Here is a 22,562-nt window from a genome sequence, read left to right as displayed (position 1 = left end):
AGATGTTGACGTAAACATCCACCGCGATCCCACCCCCGCACGGCTCCACCGCACGACGGTTCCGCCCGAATCCCAGCAAGGAAGCTGCCCATGACCACCACGACCGCTCGCACCGGCCGGCCACCAGCGGTCCGTGTCCACCGACGCGACCGCCGGGATTGGAAGGGCTGGGCGTTCATCGCCCCCTTCATGATCGTCTTCGCGCTGATGATCATCGCGCCGCTCGTCTATGCGCTCTACCTCAGCTTCTTCCAGGAGAAGCTCATCGGCGGCAACGCCTTCGTCGGTTTCGAGAACTACGCCCAGGTGCTCCAGGACCCGAAGTTCTGGGAGCCGTTCGGTCGCGTCGCACTGTTCTTCGTCGTGCAGGTGCCGATCATGCTCGCCCTGTCGCTCACCGCCGCGCTCGCGCTCGACAGCGCGAGGCTCCACGGCGCCGCCTTCTTCCGCATCGCGCTCTTCCTGCCGTACGCCGTCCCGGGCGTCGTCGCGGCGCTCATCTGGGGCTTCATCTACGGCGACCAGTTCGGTCTCGCCGGCAGCTTCAACGACCTCGTCGGTGCCCAGATCCTCGAGCCGTTCAGCTCCCAGGCCGTCCTCGCCTCCATCGGCAACATCGTGACGTGGGAGTTCATGGGCTACAACATGCTCATCTTCTACGCCGCCCTCCGCGTCGTGCCCGGTGAGATCTACGAGGCGGCCGAGATCGACGGGGCCGGACAGTTCCGCACCGTCTTCAGCATCAAGATCCCCGCCCTCCGCGGAGCGCTCGTCATCGCGACGATCTTCTCCGTCATCGGGTCCTTCCAGCTCTTCAACGAGCCGAACCTGCTGAAGAACCTCGCGCCCAACGTGATCACGAGCAACTTCACCCCGAACATGTACGCCTACAACCTGTCCTTCGCCGGCCAGCAGTTCAACCTCGCGGCGACGGTCGCGATCATCATGGGCGTCATCACCGCCGTCATCGCCTACGTCGTGCAGGTGCGCGGCTCCCGACAGGAGAACAGCTGATGGCCACCGTCTCGAACCCGACCGTCCGCCCGCAGACCGTGTCGACCCGGACCGCCCGCAACCCGCGCGCCTTCGACCGGCCCACCCGGAAGCGCCACGACCCGCGCCGCAAGCGCTCGATCGTCCTCACGATCGTCATGGCCGTCTTCCTCATCTACTCGGTCGTCCCGATCCTGTGGCTCGTCATCAACGCGACGAAGTCCCAGCCCGACCTCTTCACCTCCTTCGGCCTCTGGTTCGGCGACGGCGGGTTCAACCTCTGGCAGAACATCGTCGACACGCTCACCTACCGCGACGGGCAGTTCGTCGGCTGGTTCGGCAACACACTGCTCTACGTGGTGGTCGGTGCCGGTGGGGCGACGCTCCTCGCGACGATCGGCGGCTACGGCCTCGCCAAGTTCCGGTTCCCCGGCAAGCGCGCCGTGTTCGCGATCATCCTCGGCTCCATCGCGGTGCCGGGCACGGCCCTCGCCGTCCCGACCTTCCTGATGTTCAGCCAGCTCGGCCTCACGAACACGCCGTGGGCGGTCATCCTGCCCTCGCTCGTCAGTCCCTTCGGCCTGTACCTCATCTGGACGTACGCGGTGGACGCGGTCCCGACCGAGCTGCTCGAGGCCGCCCGCATGGACGGCGCGGGGGAGTTCCGCACCTTCTTCACGATCTCGCTGCGACTCCTCGGCCCCGGCATCGTCACGGTGCTCCTCTTCGCGATCGTCGCGACCTGGAACAACTACTTCCTGCCGCTCATCATGCTGTCGGAGCCGACCTGGTATCCGCTCACCGTCGGCCTCAGCCAGTGGAGCGCCCAGGCCACCGGTGTCGCCGCGCAGCCGATCTTCAACCTCGTGATCACCGGATCGCTCCTGACCATCGTCCCGATCGTCATCGCGTTCCTCTTCCTGCAGCGCTTCTGGCAGTCCGGCCTGAGTGCCGGCAGCGTCAAGGGCTGATCCCCGCCGTTCCCAACCCGCACCACCCGCATCACCTCCTCCTCCCAACGCAGTGAAAGGAAACACCCATGAAGCGCATCTCACCGTCTCGCACGGTTCTGCGCCGCGCGGCCACGGCGGCCGTCGCGTCCGCGATGATCGGAGCCTCGCTCGTCGCCTGCTCGTCCGGCGGCGGCAGCACCGCCTCTGGCGACGCCAAGGACATCGAGTCCGCCCTCGAAGCCGGTGGCGAGATCACCTACTGGTCCTGGACGCCCTCCGCCGAGGCGCAGGTCGCCGCGTTCGAGAAGGCCTACCCCAAGGTCAAGGTCAACCTCGTCAACGCCGGCACCAACACCACCGAGTACACGAAGCTGCAGAACGCGATCAAGGCCGGTAAGGGTGCCCCCGACGTCGCGCAGGTCGAGTACTACGCCATCCCGCAGTTCGCGCTCAGCGACTCCCTCGTCGACCTCAACGCCTACGGCTTCGGCGACCTGAAGGACGACTACAGCCCCGGCCCGTGGAGCTCCGTCAACATCGGCGACGGCCTCTACGCCCTCCCGCAGGACTCCGGCCCCATGGCCATGTTCTACAACAAGACGGTGTTCGACCAGTACGGCATCGCCGTGCCGACCACCTGGGACGAGTACATCGCGGCAGCCGCACAGCTGCACACGGCCGACCCGTCGAAGTACATCACCAACGACTCCGGTGACTCCGGCTTCGCGACCAGCATGATCTGGCAGGCCGGTGGACGTCCGTTCACCGCCGACGGCACCAAGGTGAGCGTCAACCTCGCCGACGAGGGCTCCAAGAAGTGGGCCGACACCTGGAACCAGCTCGTCGAGGGCGACCTCCTCTCCGAGGTCCCGGGATGGAGTGACGACTGGTACAAGTCGCTCGGCAACGGCAGCATCGCGACGCTCATCACGGGCGCCTGGATGCCCGGTGTGCTCGAGTCGTCCGTCGCCGAGGCCTCCGGTCAGTGGCGCGTCGCACCGATCCCGACCTACGACGGCAAGCCCGCCAACGCCGAGAACGGTGGCGGTGGCCAGGTCGTGCTGAAGCAGAGCAAGAACCCGGCGCTCGCCGCGGGCTTCCTCAAGTGGCTGAACAACGACGAGGACAGCGTCAAGGTCTTCCTCGACAACGGCGGCTTCCCGGCGACGACCGCCGACCTCAACTCCGACGAGTTCCTCTCCGCAGCTCCCGAGTACTTCGGTGGCCAGAAGATCAACGAGGTCCTCGTGCAGGGCGCGAAGGACGTGTCGACCGGTTGGCAGTACCTGCCGTACCAGGTCTACGCGAACAGCATCTTCGCCGACACCGTCGGACAGTCCTACGCGAACAAGGCCGACCTGAACGACGGTCTCGCCGACTGGCAGAAGCAGCTCGTCGAGTACGGCAACACGCAGGGCTTCACGGTCACCGAGAAGTAGTCGAACGGCACCTGTAGCACCAGCACCATCGACCGCGGCCGGTCGGAGGGTCCTCCGGGATCCGCTCCGGCCGGCCGTGGTCGCTCCATCCGCACCCCTTCATCACGGAGCCCCAGCATGCCCACCTTCTCCATCGGCGACGACGACTTCCTGCTCGACGGTCAGCCGTTCCGGATCATCTCCGGAGCCCTCCACTACTTCCGGGTGCACCCCGAGCAGTGGGCGGACCGCATCGCGAAGGCGAAGCTCATGGGCCTCAACACCATCGAGACCTACGTCGCGTGGAACCAGCACAGCCCCGAGCGCGGCGTGTTCGACACCACGGGCGTGAACGACCTCGAACGCTTCCTCGGCCTCGTCGCCGACGCCGGCATGTACGCGATCGTGCGTCCCGGCCCCTACATCTGCGCCGAGTGGGACAACGGCGGCCTCCCCGGCTGGCTGCTGCACGACCCCGAGCTCGGCCTCCGTCGCAGCGAACCGCGCTACCTGGCCGCCGTCCGCGAGTACTTCGAGGCGCTGTTGCCGATCGTCGCCCCGCTGCAGATCGACCGCGGCGGTCCCGTCATCCTCGTGCAGGTCGAGAACGAGTACGGCGCCTACGGCGACGACCACGCCTACCTCCGCACGCTGACCGACTGGACCCGCGAGCTCGGCATCACCGTGCCGCTGACGACCGTCGACCAGCCCACGGCCCAGATGCTCGAGGACGGCAGCATCCCCGAACTCCACAAGACCGGCTCCTTCGGCAGCCGCTCGCTCGAACGCCTCGCGACCCTGCGTGAGCACCAGCCGACCGGGCCGCTCATGTGCTCCGAGTTCTGGGACGGCTGGTTCGACCACTGGGGCGAGCACCACCACACGACGCCCATCGCCGAGACGGCGGCGGACCTCGACGCCCTCCTCGCTGCCGGCGCGTCCGTGAACATCTACATGTTCCACGGCGGCACGAACTTCGGGTTCACCGGTGGCGCGAACGACAAGGGCCAGTACCGCTCGCACGTCACCTCCTACGACTACGACGCGCCCCTCGACGAGGCCGGCCACCCGACGGAGAAGTTCTTCGCCTTCCGCGACGTGATCGCGAAGTACGCCGAGGTGCCGACGGAGATCCCACCGGCGGCGACGGACGCCCCGGCGTTCACCGCGTCCTTCGAGCAGGAGGTCCCGTTCGCGGACGTGGCCGACGAGATCGCGCCGCTCCAGGCGTTCGACCGGATCCCGACGATGGACGAACTCGGAGCGTTCAGCGGTCTGGCGCGCTACCGGGCGTCGCTCGGTGGACGCGGCGGGGTGCTCCGGTTCGCCGAGGTGCGCGACCGCGTGGTCGTCTCCGTCGACGGCGTGCCGGTCGGTGCACTCACCCGCGAGTTCAAGGAGCGGTCCATCGTCATCCCGGCGGGTGAGACGCTCGAACTCCTCCTCGAGAACCAGGGCCGCGTCAACTACGGCAAGCGCCTGGGGGAGCCGAAGGGGATCATCGGGCCCGTGTCGCTCGACGGCGTGGAACTCACGTCGTGGGGCATCGCGCCCGTGGCCCTCGACCGGCTCGACGCCGTCGTCGACGCCGCAGCCACGCGCACGTCCGGCGCCACGATCAGCGGTGCCGGGCCGGTCCTCCTCACCGCCACCGTCACGCTCGACGCGCCCACCGACCTGTTCCTCGACACCGCAGCCTGGGGCAAGGGGCTCGTCTGGGTGAACGGCTTCCTGCTCGGCCGCTACTGGTCGCGGGGGCCGCAGCACACGCTGTACGTCCCCGGCGGCCAGCTCCGTGCCGGGGAGAACCGCTTCACGGTGTTCGAGTTCCATGCGCTCACGACGCCGACGCTCTCCTTCCTCGCCCGCCCCTCGCTCGGCCCGACCGAGTTCTAGCCGCCCACGATCCGGTCGGCGTCGCCCGCACAGACGCGGCGCCGACCGCACCACCCGGTCCCTGACCTTGTCGAAGGGTCACAGGTCCGCTCCCCGCCCTTCGACAGGCTCAGGGACCGATCCAAACGCCAGCACCTCACACCCCGGTCCCTGACCTCAACCCCGGTCCCTGAGCTTGTCGAAGGGCCGCAGCACCTGAGCACCACCTCCGCAGCACCCCACGATGACGTGAAAGGACGCCGCAGCATGCGACGAGCGACGAGACGACCCGACCGATCGACACCGGATGGAGGTGCCGCCGTCCTGCGGCGGGGTGGTCTCGCCGCAGGCCTCCTGACGGTCGCCATCGTCGGCACCACCGCCCTGACGGCCGGGAGCGCGGCCGCTGCCGAGGCGCCCGCGGCGACCCTGCTCAGCTGGGGCGACCCCGCGGCTCCCGCGGAGCTCGTCGGCACCCCGGTCACCGGTGTCGCCGCCGGTCTCGGCCACGCCGTCGCGCTCGGTGCGGACGGCACCGTGCTCGCGTGGGGCGCCGACGGCTTCGGTCAGGCGACCGTCCCGAGCCTCACGGGGACGATCACCCAGGTCGCGGCCGGCACGAACCACTCGCTCGCGCTCGCCGCCGACGGCACCGTCACCGCCTGGGGCCGCGACGCCGACGGCCAGGCCACGGTCCCGGCAGGACTCGACCGGGTCCTCCGCATCGCCGCCGGCGGACCGAACTCGGCCGCCGTCCGCGCCGACGGCACGCTCGCGCTCTGGGGTGACGACGCGTTCGGACAGAACGACCTCCCGACCGCGCTCGACGGTGCACGCGTGACCGACGTCGCGATCGGATCCGGCTTCACCGTCGCCCTCACCGACGACGGTGACGTCGTCCCCTGGGGTCGGAGCGACGCCGGGCAGCTCGAGCTCCCGACGGCGCTCGCCGACGAGGACGTCGTGCAGCTCGCCGCCGGCACCGACCACGCGCTCGCCCTCGCCGACGACGGCACCGTCCTCGCCTGGGGTGCGGACGGCTCCGGCCAGACCGAGGTGCCGGCGTCCCTCGACGGGGTCGACGTCGTCCGTGTCTTCGCGGGTCCGTACCTGTCCGGGGCGATCGCCGCCGACGGATCGGTCACCGTCTGGGGTGCCGACGACGCCCGTTCGGCACTGCCCGACGGTCTGCTCGCGGCCGGTGTCGCGCTCGGCGAGACGGGTGCCGTCGCCGCGGCCGGTGCAGTCCCCGTCGCCGGTGGCACGAACGGCGGCCCGGGCAACACCGTCGACTCCCTGCCCGGCGGCACCGATCCCGGAACCGGGCCGGGCGGCGAGCCCGGGGCGGACCCGGGGGCCGGTCAGCCGGGCTCGGGCACGAATGCGGGCGGTGCCGGTGGGCTCGCCGTGTCGGGTGTCTCGATCGCCGCCGCGGTGATCGTGGCTGCGGTGCTCCTGCTCGCGGGTGCACTGCTCATCCTCCGCCGTCGTCGGGTCGGGGCCTCGAGCGCCGCCGAGGACGCCTCCTCCAGCGGCGGTGTCGGGCGCAGTGGCGTCGCGGGCGCGGTCGTCCTCGCGCTCGGGCTCTCCGGCGCCCTCGTCACGGCGGACGCACCACGCGCCGAGGCTGCACCGAGCTACCCGAGCCCGACGGTCGACGAACTCGTCGCCAACGACTTCGTCCTCTACTTCGCGAACGCCGGCAGCACGGTGACCGACGCGGTCTCCGCCGGCGACCACATCGGGCTGTACCAGTCACGCACCGACCAGTCCTACGGGGTCGACGCCGCCACCGGCGCGTCCTGGGGATTCGTCGCCGACGCGAACAGCAACCCGACGGCGAACAGCTCCTCCGGGACCGAGAAGACCGCCTCCCTCCGGTACGACGCACCGCCCGCGGGCAGCTCCCTCCCGACGCGGTCGGTCGACTACGCCTTCGACCTCCCGGCCGGCGAGTACGAGGTCACCCTCGGGTTCAACCTGCCGAGCGGCTGGGCGGCACGACCGCTCGACCTCCGGGCCGAGGGCGAGACGCTCGCCCAGGTGACCGCGCCAGCCGGCGCGCTCCTCGAGCAGCAGCTCACCGTGAGCGTCGACGACGGCACCCTCGACCTCGAGGTCCACAGCCCGGCGGGTCGGACCAACACCTACACCGACCCCGCGGTGAACTACCTCGTCATCCGAGCGCCGCACACGGCGTCCACCGAGGTGCTCGCGGCGAAGATCCGAGCCGTCACGCTCGACGAGGGGCAGCGCGCCGGCTACGTCGCCGACTCGCTCGCCGTCCTCGACGCGGCGATCGCCGACGCCCAGGCGCTCGTGGACGCCGGGTCGACCGACACCGCGGCACTCACCGCCGCCTACGACGCGCTCGGTGCCGCACGCACCGCACTCCGGCCGATCGTCACCTACGACTCGTTCCGCCCGGGCCAGGCCTGGGTCGACGACCAGGGCAACCCGATCCAGGCGCACGGCGGGCAGGTCGTGCCGTCGACGGACGCCGACGGCCAGCCGATCTACTACTGGTACGGCGAAGACCGGTGGAACGGCTACGCGAGCAGCCGCGGGGTGCACGTGTACTCCTCGCGCGACCTCTACAACTGGACCGACGAAGGTCTGGCGTTGCAGGCCCTGTCGACCGCCGACCAGCTCACGACCGATCCGGCCGCAGCCGAGCTGTACGCCGACTACACGGCCCGGCAACGCGCGGCGGTCGTCCGCGACCTCCTGACGGTCCCGAGCGACCCGGCCGTCCCCGCAGCGATCCTCGAGCGGCCGAAGGTCATGTACAACGCCGCAACCGAACAGTGGGTCATGTGGATCCACACCGACGGCCCGAGCGCGACGTCCGACGCGCAGTACGCGAAGGCGACCGCCGGCGTCGCGGTCTCCGACTCACCGACCGGCCCGTTCCGCTACGTGGACAGCTACCGCCTGAACGTCGCGCCCGAGGGCGAGCCCAACTACCAGCCCGACAGCCCCGGCATGGCCCGCGACATGAACCTCTTCACCGACGTCGACGGCACCGGCTACATCATCTACGCGAGCGAGGAGAACCTGACCCTCTTCATCTCCAAGCTGTCGTCGAACTTCATGTTCCTGTCGGCACCCGTCGACCGCGCCGTGAAGGGCGAGGACTTCACCCGCACCTACATCGGTGGGCAGCGCGAGGCCCCGGCGGTGTTCGTCTACGACGGCACGTACTACCTCATCACCTCGGGCGCGACCGGCTGGAACCCCAACCCGGCCAAGTACGCCACCGCCGACTCGATGCTGGGGGAGTGGACCGACCACGGTAACCCGGTGAGCGGCTCCGGTGCGTCGACGACCCACGGCAGCCAGAGCACGTCCGTGATCCCCATCGACGCGGCCGCCGGCAAGTTCATCTACATGGGTGACCGCTGGACGCCGTCCGACCTCCGCAACGCGCCGGCCGTCTGGCTCCCGCTCGAGTTCGGCGACGACGGATCCCTGTCCCTGAAGTGGTACGACGAGTGGACGCTCGCGGACCTCGAGGGGAAGGGCAAGGTCGCGGTCGACGTCGACGTGCCGACGACCGTCCGACTCGGCGATGCGAGCACCCTGCCGAGCGAGGCGCAGGTCACGGAGGGCGGCACGACGACCACCCGGACGATCACCTGGGACACCGCTGCGCTCGCCGTCCCCGGTCCGGTCTCGCTCACCGGCGCGGTCGAGGGCGTGTCCCGCCCGGTGACCCGGCAGGTGACGGTCGTCCCGAAGGACCTCGTCTACCTCGTCGACGCCGGGGGATCGGCGTCGCCCGAGTACGACGCGATCCGCTCGGTGGCGGACGCCGACGGCACCCTGCTCAACTCGACGTCCGACCGGACGCTCGGGGCCGACGCGGCCACCGGCGCGAACTGGGGCGTCGTCGGCGCGGAGACGGGCACGACCGACGGGCCGTTCTCGGAGTCGCTCCGCTACGTCGCGAGTTCCGCGACCGACCGCACCCTGGAGTACGCGTTCGACTCCCTCGACGCGGGGAGCTACGACGTGTACGTCGGGCTGTACGACCCGTGGTCGCAGTGGGCGGACAACCGGCGCGCGGACATCGGGGCGAACGGTGCGACGCTGCTCAGCGCGCAACCGATCACCGGCACTCCGACGGTGGCGACGCTGTCGTCCGTGCAGCCGGACGCGGACGGCCGCCTGTCGATCACCCTCGATCCGGTCGGTTCGGGCGGCGGCACCGACGTGCAGCTCTCCTGGATCATGATCGTCCGACGCTGACTCCACGTCCCCTCGCCCGTGCCCGGGCGAGGGGACGAACGTCCGCCATCCGGCCACGGGGCGGTTCAGCGGGGCGGTTCCTCCCACTGGAAGGTGTGGATGATCGCGTCGACGAGCGTCACGAGCACCTCGACCGTCGACGGCGGGAGGCGTTCGTCGCCGACCCGGCCGAGCACCGTCGCGCTGACGATGAGCGCGAGCTCGCGTTCGCGTTCCGGCGAGACCGGGATGAAGTAGTCGACTCGGATGAGGTCGGCGGTCGTGCCGGCTTCGTCGGTCTGTTCCCGGCGCACCCGGAGGTGGCGGGTCACGGGCAGCTCGCCGATGAGGTCGGCGCGGCGTTCGGAGCGATCAGCGCCTCCCTCCGCCGACGCCCATCCGGTGGGGAGCCCGCCGGATGCGTACTCCGACCGTTCCTCGGCACCGGGCCGTGCGATCACGATGTTCGCCGGGATGATGGCGCCGGCACGAGGGGCGACCGGCAGCAGGATGTCGACGCCGCCGCTCGCGACGGTTCGACCGCGGAGTGATCGCAACTGTTGACGGAGGACGGGGCGGAGCTTGGCGAGGGCGGCCCGTCCGGCGGTGGGTCCGTCGTCCGGAACCAGTCTGGCGACGGCGGCCTCCACGCTCTCCGAAGCAGCCAGATACCCCCAACCGGCCGGGAGGACGAACCGGTAGCGACGAGCAACGCTCACGAGACCACCCCGCGGTGACGAGCGGCCGAGCGCTCGGCGAGGTACGCGAACCCCTGGCCGACGATCATGCACCCGATGCCGATCCAGACCGCCGTGCTGAGGTCGTGCGGCCATGCGGCGTCGAGCGGGCGTGCGTCCGCGACCCGCAGGCAGATGAGGATCGCCGCCAGCTGCAGGCCACTGATCACGCTTGCGAACGCTTGAGCCGTGCGTCGGTGTCGAGCCCACCAGGACAACTCGATCGAGGCCACGAGGAACAGGACGGGCACGACCAGGTACCAGACCGGCGACGGCGTCCAGGGGACGGACCCCGCGCTGGAGAACGCGAGCGGCACGACGCAGCCGACGAGCCAGCCGACGATCGTCAGGCCGAGGACGGCGAGGGCGAGCTGTGTCCGCCGCGGAACCGCTCGGACGCCCGCACCGCTCGGATGGGAGGGTCGCGTCGAACTCACGAGTCGACGACCTGCTCGTCGACCTGCAACGCCCGTGCCAGCGCATCGAACTCGGGCCGCAGGCGCTCCATCAACCCGAGGTCGAAGTCGGCGTAGTACATCGACACCCAGCAGGTGGGGAGGGTCCAGCCGTACGAGCGCACTGCGGAGAGCGTCCGGTCGGCGTTCCGCTGGTGCATGATCGCCGTGATGCCCTCGCCGAGGTGGGGCGACACGAACGGTTCGACGACCGGTGGGCCCTCGAGACCCGGGGTGTCGAGCTGCATGAACTGCTCGAGACTCCGGTACGTCCCCACGCGGCTGTCGTGCACCTCGATGCGGGCGATGCGCGCCGGGCGGCTGAGGTCCGGGGCGTAGGCGACCGTCCAATGAGCGCCGACGCTGTCCCGGCTCCTCGACATCTCGATGAGGTCGTCGCGGAGCGCGGCTCGTTTCACGAAGGCGAACCCTGACCGGCGTGCGACACGCTTCGCCGCGGCGTCCGCCCAGCCCCGCGGGTCGGTGAACCCCTCGTAGGGCCAGGCGTGCGGAACCCAGATCCAGCGGTCGAGGTCGACGCCGTCGAGGCGGACGGTGATCACGGACGGGGTCGGCGCGGTCATCCCTGACCGTCCGTGCCCGTGCCCGTGCCAGTGCCGGTGTCCGGCACGGTCGGGTTCGCCGGGCCGTAGGTCTGACCGCCGGGGACGACCGGCGAGGAGCCCGGCAGGGTGAGCGGGTACGGGCTGACCGTCGGCGGCGGCTGTACACCGGTCCCATTGCCGCCACCACCGAACACGGTCGACGGCGTGCCGAAGTCGGGCACCAACGGGTCGAGGCGGTACTCGTCCGGCGGCACGTACTGCGAGTCGCCGGGGTGCCATCCCTCCTGGTGGGCGTTCGGCGCCTGGTCGTTCGGGGTGAGGTCGGGCAGCAGGGACGGCGTTCCCGCGGTGATGTTCTGACCTGCCTCCAGCCCGACCGAGGCGAAGATGTCCACCTGGTTGTCGAGGTAGAACTCGACGGCGGCCTTCTGCGTCTCGCCACCACGCCCGGCGGCGTCGATGAAGCGGTTGGTGGTCGGCGTCGTGCCGGAGATGCGGGGCGCGCCGGCGAGCGAGCCTGGCCCGGTCGCCGGCAGGTCCATGTTCCGCAGCACCTTCGCGATCGGGCCCTTGAGGAACTTCGAGAAGGGCAGCAACCCGATCGCGTCCCACATGAGCTGGTTCTCCAAGCCCTTCTCGCCCGACAGCATCGCACCGCCCGTCATCAGGCCCATGAGGGCGGCGATGCCCACACCGGCAGCGGCGACGACCCCGACGGCGGCGACGACGGCGGCCGGAAGCGCGATACCGGCGGTACCGATCGTCGCGAGGACGAGGCCGACGATCGCGACGACGGCGACGACTCCGACGATGACCATGCCGACCACCGAGAGGACGTCGTAGAGGCCCTTCCCCCAGTCGTCCCACCAGGTGTCGTTCATGCCGTCGCCGTCGACGGCCGTGGTGATCATCGAGGCGGCGGTGCGTCCGGCGTTCTCGGCGCGGATCTGGGCGTTCTCGAGGTCCACCTGGGCCTGCCCCTGCGCGATGCGGGCCTCTTCCAGTCGATACCAGGCGGTGTCGGAGGCGGCCCTCGTCTCCGCGGCGTCGGTGGCAGCCGGATCGTGGGCCGCCGTGTCCGCGGCCTCCCACTTCGTCAGGTAGTCGCTGTTCGCGCTCGCGTGCTCGGTCTCCGCGGCCTCCGCCGCGGCGATCGCGTCGCGCTCGGTCTGCTGGGCTGCCTCGAGCTCGTCGGCGTAGAACGTGAGCGCCTCGTGGACCGCGCGGTAGCGGGGCTCCGTGAGCGCGATGTTCTCCCCGAGGTACTGCGCGTTGTCGTGGTACTCGATGACCGCGATGCTCGTCTGTTCGCCCAGTTCCAGCGACTGCAGCTGCGAGGAGGCCTCGACGATGGTGTCGGCGATCCCGCCGTAGGTGGTCGCCCAGGTGCGGATGGAACCGGGGTCGCCGGGGATCGGGCTCATCCTTCGTCTCCGTCTCCGCCGGCGGCTGCGGCCTGGTCGGCCTCCCAGCCTTCGAAGTGGTCGGCGATCGCCGTGCCCATCCCGTTCAGGGTGGTGATCGCCTCCGAGAACTCCGAGCGCCTGGTGTCCCAGCCGCTCGAGAACTCCTGGAGGGTCCGGGCGAGGAGCTCGTGGGGGATCACGTCGGCGGCCGACGCGGTGTGCTTCTCCGCGGCGTCGAACTCGCTCTGGATGACGGTGAGGTTGGCTGTCGTGTCCCTGATGAGGGCCGTGTCGACCGTGAACTGTTCCATCTGGTCCTCTCTGGTGGCGCTGACCATTCTAGGAAGCGACGGGGACGGCCTCGATGGGGAGAACTCCCCACCGTGCGGGGCCGACCGGTCCTGCCGGGAAGCCGGCTCCGATGTCGGGGGCGACGGCTACCATTGGTGGGTGGTCACAGCTCTGTATCGCCGGTATCGGCCCGAGACGTTCGCCGACTTGATCGGTCAGGCGCAGGTGACCGATCCCCTCATGACGGCCCTGCGCACCAACCGCGTCAACCACGCGTACCTGTTCAGCGGTCCACGCGGTTGCGGCAAGACGACGTCCGCTCGCATCCTCGCCCGCTGCCTCAACTGCGCCGAGGGCCCGACCGACACCCCGTGCGGCGTCTGCGCGAGCTGCGTCGACCTCTCCCGCGACGGCTCCGGCTCGCTCGACGTCGTCGAGATCGACGCGGCCAGCCACAACGGTGTCGACGACGCCCGCGACCTCCGCGAGCGCGCGATCTTCGCGCCCGCGCGCGACCGCTACAAGATCTTCATCCTCGACGAGGCGCACATGGTCACCCCGCAGGGGTTCAACGCCCTGCTGAAGATCGTCGAGGAGCCGCCGGAGCACGTGAAGTTCATCTTCGCGACGACCGAGCCCGACAAGGTGATCGGCACGATCCGCTCCCGCACCCACCACTACCCCTTCCGGCTCATCCCGCCGGCGCAGATGCTCGACTACGTCCAGCAGCTGTGCGAGAGCGAGCACGTGGGTGTCGAGGCCGGCGTGCTGCCGCTCGTCGTCCGGGCCGGTGGCGGTTCCGCCCGCGACACGCTGTCCCTGCTCGACCAGCTGATGGCCGGCTCCGAGGGCGACTCCGTCGACTACGAGCGCGCGGTCGCCCTGCTCGGCTACACCCACACGGCCCTGCTCGACGAAGTGGTCGACGCCCTGGCCGCCCGCGACTCCGGTGCCGCCTTCAGCACCGTCGACCGCGTCATCCAGACCGGCCAAGACCCACGCCGCTTCGTCGACGACCTGCTCGAGCGACTCCGCGACCTCATCGTCGTGGCCGCCACGGGCGAGAACGCGGCGGCGGTCCTCCGCGGGCTCCCGCAGGACGAACTCGACAAGATGCTCGCCCAGGCGCGGGCGTTCGGCATCGCCGAGCTGTCCCGCACGGCCGACGTCGTGAACGAGGCGCTCACCCAGATGACGGGCGCGACGTCGCCCCGGCTCCACCTCGAGCTCATGATGGCGCGCATCCTCGTGCCCGCAGCCGACGACTCCGCTCGTGGTGCATTGGCCCGGGTGGAGCGGCTCGAGCGTCGCATCGGCGTCGAGGGTGCTGCCGCCGAGGGCGGCCAGGCCGCGGTCTCGGCGCAGCCCGCGGCCTCGACGCAGCCCGTGGTCGCCGACCGCGCTGCAGCCTCTGCCGGCGCTCCGGTCTCTGCCGGTGCTGTCCCCGCGAGCACGGCGGCGAGCTCCACCCCTGCTCCCGCCCCGGCCGCTGCCTCGACAGCATCCGCGGCCCCCGACCGTCGACCGGCGCAGGAACCTGACCACGCGCAGACCGCCGCACCGACCCCCGCCGCCCCTCGGGTCGGCCCGGTCACCCTGCAGCACATCCGCGACGCCTGGCCCGAGATCGTGGCGCGCGTCGAGAAGGCCGACCGCAAGGCCTGGATGATCGTCGTCAACACCCAGGTCGGCGGGTACTCGGACGACGACGTCCTCACGCTCGTCTTCGCGAACAACAGCGACCTCAACGACTTCAAGGCACGTCACGCCCCCGGCACCGGTGTCGCTGAGGTCCTGCGCACGGCGGTCCTCGACGTCCTCGGCGTGCGGGTGAAGTACCTCGCCAAGGTCGCCGGTGCCGACGAGCCGCCGGCACCGCGGGCAACTGCGCCCGCCACCGGCGCTCCGTCGTCGGACTCGTCCGCCTGGTCGACCCCGAGCCTGCCGCAGACCGTCCCCGCCCCCGCAGCCCCGTCGTCGTCAGACAGCAGCGGCGGGTCGGGAGCCCGCTCGTCGTGGCCCACCGTCGCTCCCGCCGGCGGCGAGCCCACCTCCGCTGCGCCGGCCGACGCCGAGCCGTCAGCTCGCTGCGTCATCGCCCGCTACCCCGGCGGCTCGTGCGGTCGCCGCCCCCGAGCCCGTCGAGGAGCAGACCTCCGTCTCCGCCTCCTCGTGGGCGACGGTCGCGCCGCCGGCCGACGAGCCCGAGCCGGTCGACGGACCCGACTCGTCTTCGGTGTCTGCCCCGGCGACCCGCCCGTCCTCGGTCCCTGAACCTGTCGAAGGGCCCACGTCGTCTGCTGCGACTGCCTCGTCGACCCAGCCGTCCCCGGCCCCTGAGCCTGTCGAAGGGCCCACGTCATCGCCCGCGCCCGCTTCGTCGACGCAGCCGTCTCCGGTCCCTGAGCCTGTCGAAGGGCCCACGTCCGCGTCCGAGCCTGCCTCGTCGACGCAGCCGTCTCCGGTCCCTGAGCCTGTCGAAGGGCAGCCCGGGCGACCCACCGCATCCGGAGCCCCCGGGACGCCGGCCGGCTCACCCGCGCAGCGGCAGCCGTCGACCCCGCCGCGCCAGCAGGCACCCGCCCGAGGCCCGTCCAACGGCGACGCGCTCGGCTCGCGCACCGTCACGTGGGACGTCGTCTCGATCCCGTCCGACGACGACGCACCGCCGCCGGACGACGAGCCGCCCTACCCCGACCCGTTCGAGTCGTCGGCCCCTGCTCCATCCCCAGCGGCCGTCGCGCCATCCGCAGCTCCTGCAGGCTCCCCGCAGGCCGCACCGCCTGCGGCCCCGGTCGCCGAGCAGCGCCCGCAGCCCCCGGTCCGGATGCGCCAGGCGCCCCCGGTGCCGACGTCCCACCCCGCGGGCGACAACCGGTACGGCGAGAGCGTCGTCCGCGAGCTTCTCGGCGCCACATTCATCGAGGAGCAGCCGCACGAGCCGCGCTCCGGAGGGCGGTAGGCCATGTACGAGGGAATCGTCCAAGATCTGATCGACGAGTTCGGGCGGCTGCCCGGTATCGGTCCGAAGTCGGCGCAGCGCATCGCGTTCCACATCCTCCAGACGGAGTCGTTCGACGTGTCGAAGCTCGCCGAGCTGCTCACCGTCGTCCGCGAGAAGGTCAAGTTCTGTGAGATCTGCGGCAACATCTCCGAGCAGAACCTCTGCAGCGTGTGCCGCGACCCGCGTCGCAACCCGGCCCTGATCTGCGTCGTCGAAGAACCGAAGGACGTCGTCGCCATCGAGCGCACGCGTGAGTTCCGCGGCTTCTACCACGTGCTCGGCGGCGCCATCAGCCCGATCGACGGTGTCGGTCCCGACGACCTGAACATCCGTCGTCTCATGCAGCGCCTCGCCGACGGCACCGTCACCGAAGTCATCATCGCGACCGACCCGAACCTCGAGGGGGAGGCGACCGCCACCTACCTCAGTCGGCTGCTCCTCCCGATGGGCATCCGCATCACGCGCCTCGCCTCCGGCCTCCCCGTCGGCGGCGACCTCGAGTACGCCGACGAGGTCACCCTCGGTCGTGCCTTCGAGGGTCGCACCGTCGTCAGCGGCTGACACCCCGCCCCGTCGTCCGCCCCTCCACCCCTTTTTTGCCATCGGTCCTTTCTCAGGAGTCGGCCGGTGTGTCGCGGCTGGTGGGTTGCGCCGTGCCGACGGACTCCTGAGTTAGGGCAGCTGTGCCGCCGTCAGGCTCGGGTCTGCTTGCCGGGCGAGGGGTCTGCGTCCGGTCGGTCCCTTTCTCAGGAGTCGGCCGGTGTGTCGCGGCTGGTGGGTTCCGCCGTGCCGAGGGACTCCTGAGTTGGGGCAGCCGGGCGCGCCTCAGGCGTCGGCGGAGGGCGCCGGCCACTCGGCGACCACCGGCCGGGCCGACAGCTGTCGGCCGATCGCGGAGAAGCCGAGCTTGCGGGCGACGGCGCGTGAGCCGGGGTTCGTGTCGGCGGCCCGCCACTGGGGGAGGAGTCCGGCCGCGAGGGCGTGTTCGACCGCGGTCGAGGCGAGCCGGGTCGCGAGACCGGTCCCGCGAGCCTCCGGGGCGGTCAACGCGGTCACGTGCGCGACGCCCAACGGCCACGACCGGTAGCCGGCGACGGCGAGGACCCGTCCGTGCTCGCGCACCGAGAACAGCGGCGAGGTGATGCCGAAGATCCCGCTCTCCGAGGCTTCGTCGTCGCCCACCTTCGACAGCAGCGACTCGATGGCGGGGTCACTCGCCTTGCTCGCCACGACGTCGATCTCCTCGGCCGGTCGGAACCGCCCGGGCAGCAGGTAGTCGAGGGTCGCCGGCCCGAGCACCTCGGCGACCTGCACCCGCGAGCGGAGGAACTCGACCGTTCCGACGCTCCTCGGTGACTCGTCCTCGATGGCGAGCCGCCTGGCGGTGTCCTCGTCGGGCACGATCGCCAGGGCGCTGCCGTCGATCTCGACGACGCCGATCCATCCGGGCGGGCACGCCATCGAGCCGGCGTTCACGACGACGGCGACCCGGCCGGCGGAGAACCGCGCGGTCGGCGAGGCGAGCCCCTGCCAGAGGCGTCGCACCGTCGCGAGCACCCGCGCGTCTTCCTGCTGCATAGGCCAACCCTACCGAGGCCCACCCGTCTCCCCACCGCAGGAGATCGGCCCGACAGCAGGACCGGACGGGCCGAAGCGTCCTGCTGCGGGGCGGATCTCCTGCCCCGGAGCGGGTGAGGGTGCCCTTCGTCACATGAACGGCGCGGAATGCCCGGATGGGTAGGATGATCGCTGGGCCGCTCGTGCCCGCACCGACTTCCCCAGGAGATCCGATGGCATTGATCGTGCAGAAGTTCGGCGGGTCCTCCGTCGCGGACGCCGAGAGCATCAAGCGCGTGGCGAAGCGCATCGTGGAGACCCGCAAGGCGGGCAACGAGGTCGTCGTCGCCGTCTCGGCGATGGGCGACACGACCGACGAACTGCTCGACCTCGCCCACGAGGTGACGCCCATCCCGGCGCCCCGCGAACTCGACATGCTGCTGTCCAGCGGCGAGCGCATCTCGATGGCGCTCCTCGCGATGGCGATCAGCAGCATGGGCTACGTCGCACGCTCCTTCACCGGCAGCCAGGCCGGCATGATCACCGACGCCCAGCACGGCGCCGCGCGCATCGTCGACGTCACCCCCGTGCGCCTGCGCGAGGCCCTCGACGACGGCGCCATCGTCATCGTCGCCGGCTTCCAGGGCTTCAACCGCGACACCCGCGACATCACCACGCTCGGTCGCGGCGGCTCCGACACCACGGCCGTCGCGCTCGCCGCAGCCCTCGACGCCGACGTCTGCGAGATCTACACCGACGTCGACGGCATCTTCACCTCCGACCCCCGCGTCGTCCCGAAAGCCCGGAAGATCGACCGCATCTCCAGCGAGGAGATGCTGGAGCTCGCGGCCTCGGGCGCCAAGGTCCTCTACATCCGCGCCGTCGAGTACGCACGCCGCCACGGCGTGACGCTCCACGTCCGGTCGTCCTTCAACAACAACGAAGGCACGCTCGTCCTCAACGACGCGAGCCGCAACAACCCAGGAGCAGGTGAGGCACCCATGGAGCAGCCCATCGTCGCCGGAGTCGCGACCGACCTCAGCGAAGCCAAGATCACCGTCGTCGGTGTCCCCGACCTGCCGGGCAAGGCGGCGGAGATCTTCACGATCGTCGCGAAGTCGGGCGGCAACGTCGACATGATCGTCCAGAACGTGTCGACCGCCGTCTCCGGCGTCACCGACATCTCGTTCACCCTGCCGAAGCCCGAGGCGCAGCAGGTCCTCCGCGCGCTCGCGGCCGAGCAGGAGCGGGTGGGCTTCTCGGCCATCCAGCACGACGACCAGATCGGCAAGCTCGCCCTCGTCGGGGCCGGCATGCGCACGAACACCGGCGTCTCGGCGAAGCTCTTCGAGGCGCTGAGCGCAGCGGGCATCAACATCGAGATGATCTCCACCAGCGAGATCCGCATCTCGGTCGTGACGCGTGCCGACACCCTCAACAAGGCCGCCAACGTGGTCCACTCCGCGTTCGGTCTCGACGGCGAGGACGAAGCCGTCGTCCACGGCGGCACCGGCCGCTGAGCAGGCTCGTCCACAGGCTCCGGAACCAAGCCGACCACGGACCGACGGGCGGGATCCCGCCGATCCTGATGCAAGATGGTTCACAACAACCCCCTGAAACCAGAGGAATCCCCATGAGCAACGGTGTACGTGTCGGTGTCGTCGGAGCGACCGGTCAGGTCGGCAAGGTCATGCGCCGCCTGCTGGAGGAACGCGAGTTCCCGATCAGCGAGATCCGCTTCTTCGCGACGGCTCGCTCGGCGGGCACGACGCTCCCGTTCCGTGGCCAGGACATCGTGGTCGAGGACGTCGAGACGGCCGACCCGAGCGGCATCGACATCGCCCTGTTCTCGGCCGGTGCCACCGGCTCCCGTACGCAGGCTCCGCGGTTCGCGGCTGCCGGTGCGCTCGTCATCGACAACTCGAGCGCGTGGCGGATGGACCCCGAGGTCCCGCTCGTCGTCAGCGAGGTGAACCCGCACGCCATCAAGGACGCGGTCAAGGGCATCGTCGCGAACCCCAACTGCACGACCATGGCGGCCATGCCGGTCCTCAAGGTCCTCGACGCCGAGGCCGGGCTCACCCGCCTCATCGTCAACACCTACCAGGCCGTCTCCGGTTCCGGGCTCGCCGGTGCGGCTGAACTCGCCGGCCAGATCGAGGCCGCGGTCGCCCAGGGCGACCTCACCCGACTCGTCCACGACGGTTCGGCGATCGACTTCCCGGCCCCCGAGAAGTACGTCGCCCCGATCGCCTTCGACGTCATCCCGCTCGCCGGTTCGATCGTCGACGACGGACTGGGCGAGACCGACGAGGAGAAGAAGCTCCGCAACGAGAGCCGGAAGATCCTCGAGCTCCCCGAGCTGCTCGTGTCGGGCACCTGCGTGCGCGTGCCCGTGTTCACGGGCCACTCGCTGTCGATCAACGCCGAGTTCTCGCGCGACCTGTCGCCGGAACGCGCGATCGAACTGCTCAGCGACGCCCCGGGCGTCCAGCTGTCGGACGTGCCGACGCCGCTCGAGGCCGCCGGTGCAGACCCGTCGTTCGTGGGGCGCATCCGTCCGGACCAGAGCGCGCCGGCCGGCAAGGGTCTCGCCCTGTTCATCTCGAACGACAACCTCCGCAAGGGCGCCGCCCTCAACGCGGTGCAGATCGCCGAGATCGTCGCCGCCGAGCTGCTCGCACAGCCCGCCGCGGTCTGACCGGCCCTCCCTCCACCCGATCGGGGACGACGACATGGCCCGCCAGCGACCACGCCTGCGCCGACGGTGGTTGGCCGCGTTCATCGCGGCGGCCATCGCCGTCACCGCGGTGATCACCGTGAGCGGTCTGCGTGCCGACGTCCAGCAGACGACGGTCGCCCGCGCCGACACCTCCGGCTCCGAGGTCGCCGTCGGACCGCTCGTCGCGTTCTACGGCGACTCGTACACGAAGGGCTCGGCAGCGTCGTCGCCCGCCGCGCGCTGGTCTTCGCTCGTCGCGAAGGCTGAAGGCTGGACGGAGTACAACGCCGGCTACCCGGGTCTCGGCTTCGTCCGCAAGCGCGACAAGGTCGGTGACGTCACGGCCGACGTCATCGCGCAGCACCCCGAGGTCCTCATCGTCGCGCTCGGCATCAACGACAACTTCGAGTGGACCGGCAACGAGCAGGCGATCCAGGAGGCGATCCTGCCGGAGTTCCAACGGCTGCGTGACGGGCTGCCCGGCACCCGCATCATCGTGGTGGAGCCCTGGTGGTACACCGCTGAGCGACCGGCGTCCGTCGAACAGATCATCGGATGGGTGCACGACGCCGCCGACACCATCGGGGCCGACTACATCTCCGGGGCGTCGCACTGGCTGGACGAGGACCCGGCGACGTGGATCTCCGCCGACGGCCTCCACCCGAGCGACGCCGGGTATGCGCACCTCGCGCAGCGCATGCTCGAGGAGCTCGACGCCCTCACCCCCGCGCTCCCCGGACGCTGAGTCCGGCGGTCACCGCAGGCGGCCCGAAGTGTCTCGACATCGAGCGATCTCACGGCACGCGATCAGCGACAGCACGCGGGTGGAGAGCTCGGGCCTCGCCGCGACTAGACTGCTCTGGTGACCGAAACCATCGACGTAGCCCTCATTGGTGGTGGCATCATGAGCGCCACGCTCGCCGCCCTCATCCACCAGGTGCAGCCTGACTGGAAGGTCGAGGTGTACGAGCGCCTGAGCGACGTCGCACTCGAGAGCTCCAACCCGTGGAACAACGCCGGGACGGGCCACGCCGCGCTGTGCGAGCTCAACTACATGCCGCAGGACGCCCACGGCCAGGTCGACCCGGCGAAGGCCATCGGCATCAACGAGCAGTTCCAGCTCAGCCGCCAGTTCTGGTCCCACCTCGTCGAGGAGGGCCTGCTCGGCGCACCCGACACCTTCATCAACCCGACCCCGCACATGACCTTCGTGCGCGGCGAGAAGGACGTCGAATACCTGCGGAAGCGCTACGAGGCGCTGAAGGATCAGCCGCTCTTCGCCGGCATCGAGTTCTCGGAGGACCCGGCCGTCATCGCCGAGTGGGCTCCACTCCTCATCAACCGTCGTGCCGTCGGCGAACGCATCGCGGCCACCCGGATCACCGCGGGCACCGACGTCGACTTCGGTTCGCTCACGCACAAGCTCTTCGGTGCAGCACCGAACACGCACGTCCGCACCAACCACGAGGTCCGGTCGCTCAAGCGGCTGAAGGACGGCACATGGCGCATCCGTGGCCGCCAGACCCTCGGTCGTTCACCGATGGAGATCAACGCCCGCTTCGTCTTCGTCGGTGCCGGCGGATGGGCGCTCAAGCTGTTGCAGAAGTCCGGCATCCCCGAGATCAAGGGCTACGGCGTCTTCCCCATCGGCGGGCAGTTCCTCCGCACCGACAACCCCGCGGTGGTCTCGAAGCACCAGGCCAAGGTCTACAGCCAGGCCTCGGTCGGTGCCCCGCCGATGTCGGTCCCGCACCTCGACACCCGCGTCGTCGACGGTCAGGCGAGCCTCCTCTTCGGCCCGTACGCGACGTTCAGCCCGAAGTTCCTCAAGCGCGGATCGATGCTCGACCTCGTCACCCAGGTGCGCCCGCACAACCTCCTCCCGATGCTGGCGGTCGCGAAGGACAACCCGAGTCTCATCACGTACCTCGTCGGGCAGCTCCTGCAGTCCCGGAAGCAGAAGATGGACAGCCTCCGCGAGTTCCTGCCGACGGCGAAGGACGAGGACTGGTACCTCATCGAGGCCGGGCAGCGCGCCCAGGTGATGAAGAAGGACAAGGCCAAGGGCGGCGTCCTGCAGTTCGGCACCGAGGTCATCACGGGTGCGGACGGCACGATCGCGGGACTGCTCGGCGCTTCTCCCGGCGCGTCGACGGCCGTACCGATCATGCTCGACGTCCTGCGCAAGTGCTTCCCCGACCGGATGACCGCGTGGGAGCCGAGGCTCCGCGAGATGATCCCGACCTACGGTTCGACGCTGAACGACGTCCCCGCGACGGCCGCGAAGGTCCTCGAGAGCACCGCCGAGGCCCTCGACATCTCGCTGTAGCCGCCCCACGGGCGCTCGCCCGGTCC

The 22,562-nt window shown here is 70.5% G+C and carries 17 protein-coding genes; 11 read left to right on the top strand and 6 right to left on the bottom strand.

Annotated features, from left to right (window positions below; genetic code table 11):
* The first annotated feature begins 90 nt into the window (after nucleotides 1-90).
* From AC5JOC_RS15415 to AC5JOC_RS15395, 5 genes are all read left to right on the top strand, one after another.
* On the top strand, nucleotides 91-1,014 hold the full coding sequence (locus tag AC5JOC_RS15415; protein ID WP_064296050.1) for a carbohydrate ABC transporter permease: 924 nt from the start codon (nucleotides 91-93) through the stop codon (nucleotides 1,012-1,014).
* A complete protein-coding gene (locus AC5JOC_RS15410; RefSeq protein ID WP_064296051.1) occupies nucleotides 1,014-1,964 on the top strand; it encodes a carbohydrate ABC transporter permease in 951 nt (316 codons plus the stop codon). Before AC5JOC_RS15415 ends, AC5JOC_RS15410 begins: the two co-directional genes overlap by 1 nt.
* Before the next feature lie 68 nt (nucleotides 1,965-2,032).
* Nucleotides 2,033-3,385 (top strand): ABC transporter substrate-binding protein, encoded by a 1,353-nt coding sequence (locus AC5JOC_RS15405; RefSeq protein ID WP_124769910.1) that lies wholly within the window; start codon nucleotides 2,033-2,035, stop codon nucleotides 3,383-3,385.
* Between the two features lie 117 nt (nucleotides 3,386-3,502).
* The gene (locus tag AC5JOC_RS15400) at nucleotides 3,503-5,260 is read left to right on the top strand and encodes a glycoside hydrolase family 35 protein (RefSeq protein ID WP_494246743.1); all 1,758 of its coding nucleotides are present in this window, start codon (nucleotides 3,503-3,505) and stop codon (nucleotides 5,258-5,260) included.
* A 246-nt stretch (nucleotides 5,261-5,506) separates the two neighbouring features.
* Entirely contained in the window at nucleotides 5,507-9,490 is a 3,984-nt protein-coding gene (locus AC5JOC_RS15395) for a family 43 glycosylhydrolase (RefSeq protein ID WP_494246742.1), read from the top strand.
* Nucleotides 9,491-9,555: 65 nt separating this feature from the next.
* Here AC5JOC_RS15395 and AC5JOC_RS15390 read toward each other — a convergent pair whose 3' ends face one another.
* From AC5JOC_RS15390 to AC5JOC_RS15370, 5 genes are read right to left on the bottom strand one after another with little or no spacing between them, the layout of a single operon-like run.
* Complete coding sequence (locus AC5JOC_RS15390; protein WP_139382532.1) at nucleotides 9,556-10,188, bottom strand: hypothetical protein; 633 nt, start codon at nucleotides 10,186-10,188, stop codon at nucleotides 9,556-9,558.
* Nucleotides 10,185-10,643 (bottom strand): hypothetical protein, encoded by a 459-nt coding sequence (locus tag AC5JOC_RS15385; RefSeq protein ID WP_192005628.1) that lies wholly within the window; start codon nucleotides 10,641-10,643, stop codon nucleotides 10,185-10,187. The genes AC5JOC_RS15390 and AC5JOC_RS15385 overlap by 4 nt, the downstream gene beginning before the upstream one ends.
* Nucleotides 10,640-11,245, bottom strand: coding sequence for a hypothetical protein (locus AC5JOC_RS15380; RefSeq protein ID WP_494246741.1), 606 nt, complete (start codon nucleotides 11,243-11,245; stop codon nucleotides 10,640-10,642). The genes AC5JOC_RS15385 and AC5JOC_RS15380 overlap by 4 nt, the downstream gene beginning before the upstream one ends.
* The gene (locus tag AC5JOC_RS15375) at nucleotides 11,242-12,651 is read right to left on the bottom strand and encodes a hypothetical protein (RefSeq protein WP_494246740.1); all 1,410 of its coding nucleotides are present in this window, start codon (nucleotides 12,649-12,651) and stop codon (nucleotides 11,242-11,244) included. The genes AC5JOC_RS15380 and AC5JOC_RS15375 overlap by 4 nt, the downstream gene beginning before the upstream one ends.
* Nucleotides 12,648-12,944, bottom strand: a complete 297-nt coding sequence (locus AC5JOC_RS15370) for a hypothetical protein (protein WP_124769903.1) — start codon at nucleotides 12,942-12,944, stop codon at nucleotides 12,648-12,650. Before AC5JOC_RS15370 ends, AC5JOC_RS15375 begins: the two co-directional genes overlap by 4 nt.
* A 139-nt stretch (nucleotides 12,945-13,083) precedes the next feature.
* On the opposite strand from AC5JOC_RS15370, the gene AC5JOC_RS15365 reads away from it, so the two are divergent.
* Both AC5JOC_RS15365 and recR read left to right on the top strand, forming a co-directional pair.
* Entirely contained in the window at nucleotides 13,084-15,198 is a 2,115-nt protein-coding gene (locus tag AC5JOC_RS15365; protein WP_494246739.1) for a DNA polymerase III subunit gamma and tau, read from the top strand.
* A 691-nt stretch (nucleotides 15,199-15,889) separates the two neighbouring features.
* Complete coding sequence (gene recR, locus AC5JOC_RS15360) at nucleotides 15,890-16,489, top strand: recombination mediator RecR (RefSeq protein ID WP_056014479.1); 600 nt, start codon at nucleotides 15,890-15,892, stop codon at nucleotides 16,487-16,489.
* A gap of 264 nt (nucleotides 16,490-16,753) precedes the next feature.
* On the opposite strand, the gene AC5JOC_RS15355 is transcribed toward recR, so the two are convergent.
* Nucleotides 16,754-17,506 carry a GNAT family N-acetyltransferase gene (locus tag AC5JOC_RS15355; protein WP_064296091.1) on the bottom strand — a complete coding sequence of 251 codons (753 nt, stop codon included), beginning with the start codon at nucleotides 17,504-17,506 and terminating at the stop codon, nucleotides 16,754-16,756.
* 212 nt (nucleotides 17,507-17,718) lie between these two features.
* Between AC5JOC_RS15355 and AC5JOC_RS15350 the strand changes: the two genes are divergently transcribed.
* The 4 genes from AC5JOC_RS15350 to AC5JOC_RS15335 all read left to right on the top strand — a co-directional run bounded on the left by AC5JOC_RS15350 (nucleotide 17,719) and on the right by AC5JOC_RS15335 (nucleotide 22,536).
* Nucleotides 17,719-19,005 carry an aspartate kinase gene (locus tag AC5JOC_RS15350; RefSeq protein ID WP_079706865.1) on the top strand — a complete coding sequence of 429 codons (1,287 nt, stop codon included), beginning with the start codon at nucleotides 17,719-17,721 and terminating at the stop codon, nucleotides 19,003-19,005.
* 113 nt (nucleotides 19,006-19,118) lie between these two features.
* Nucleotides 19,119-20,186 carry an aspartate-semialdehyde dehydrogenase gene (locus AC5JOC_RS15345; RefSeq protein WP_192005618.1) on the top strand — a complete coding sequence of 356 codons (1,068 nt, stop codon included), beginning with the start codon at nucleotides 19,119-19,121 and terminating at the stop codon, nucleotides 20,184-20,186.
* Between the two features lie 34 nt (nucleotides 20,187-20,220).
* A complete protein-coding gene (locus AC5JOC_RS15340; protein WP_138945030.1) occupies nucleotides 20,221-20,952 on the top strand; it encodes an SGNH/GDSL hydrolase family protein in 732 nt (243 codons plus the stop codon).
* A 117-nt stretch (nucleotides 20,953-21,069) separates the two neighbouring features.
* Nucleotides 21,070-22,536, top strand: a complete 1,467-nt coding sequence (locus AC5JOC_RS15335; protein WP_159879674.1) for a malate:quinone oxidoreductase — start codon at nucleotides 21,070-21,072, stop codon at nucleotides 22,534-22,536.
* Nucleotides 22,537-22,562: the final 26 nt, after the last annotated feature.

The organism is Plantibacter sp. (genome assembly GCF_059073635.1).
The sequence above is the reverse complement of the archived record's forward strand: the minus strand, read 5'-3'. Positions and strand labels throughout refer to the sequence as shown.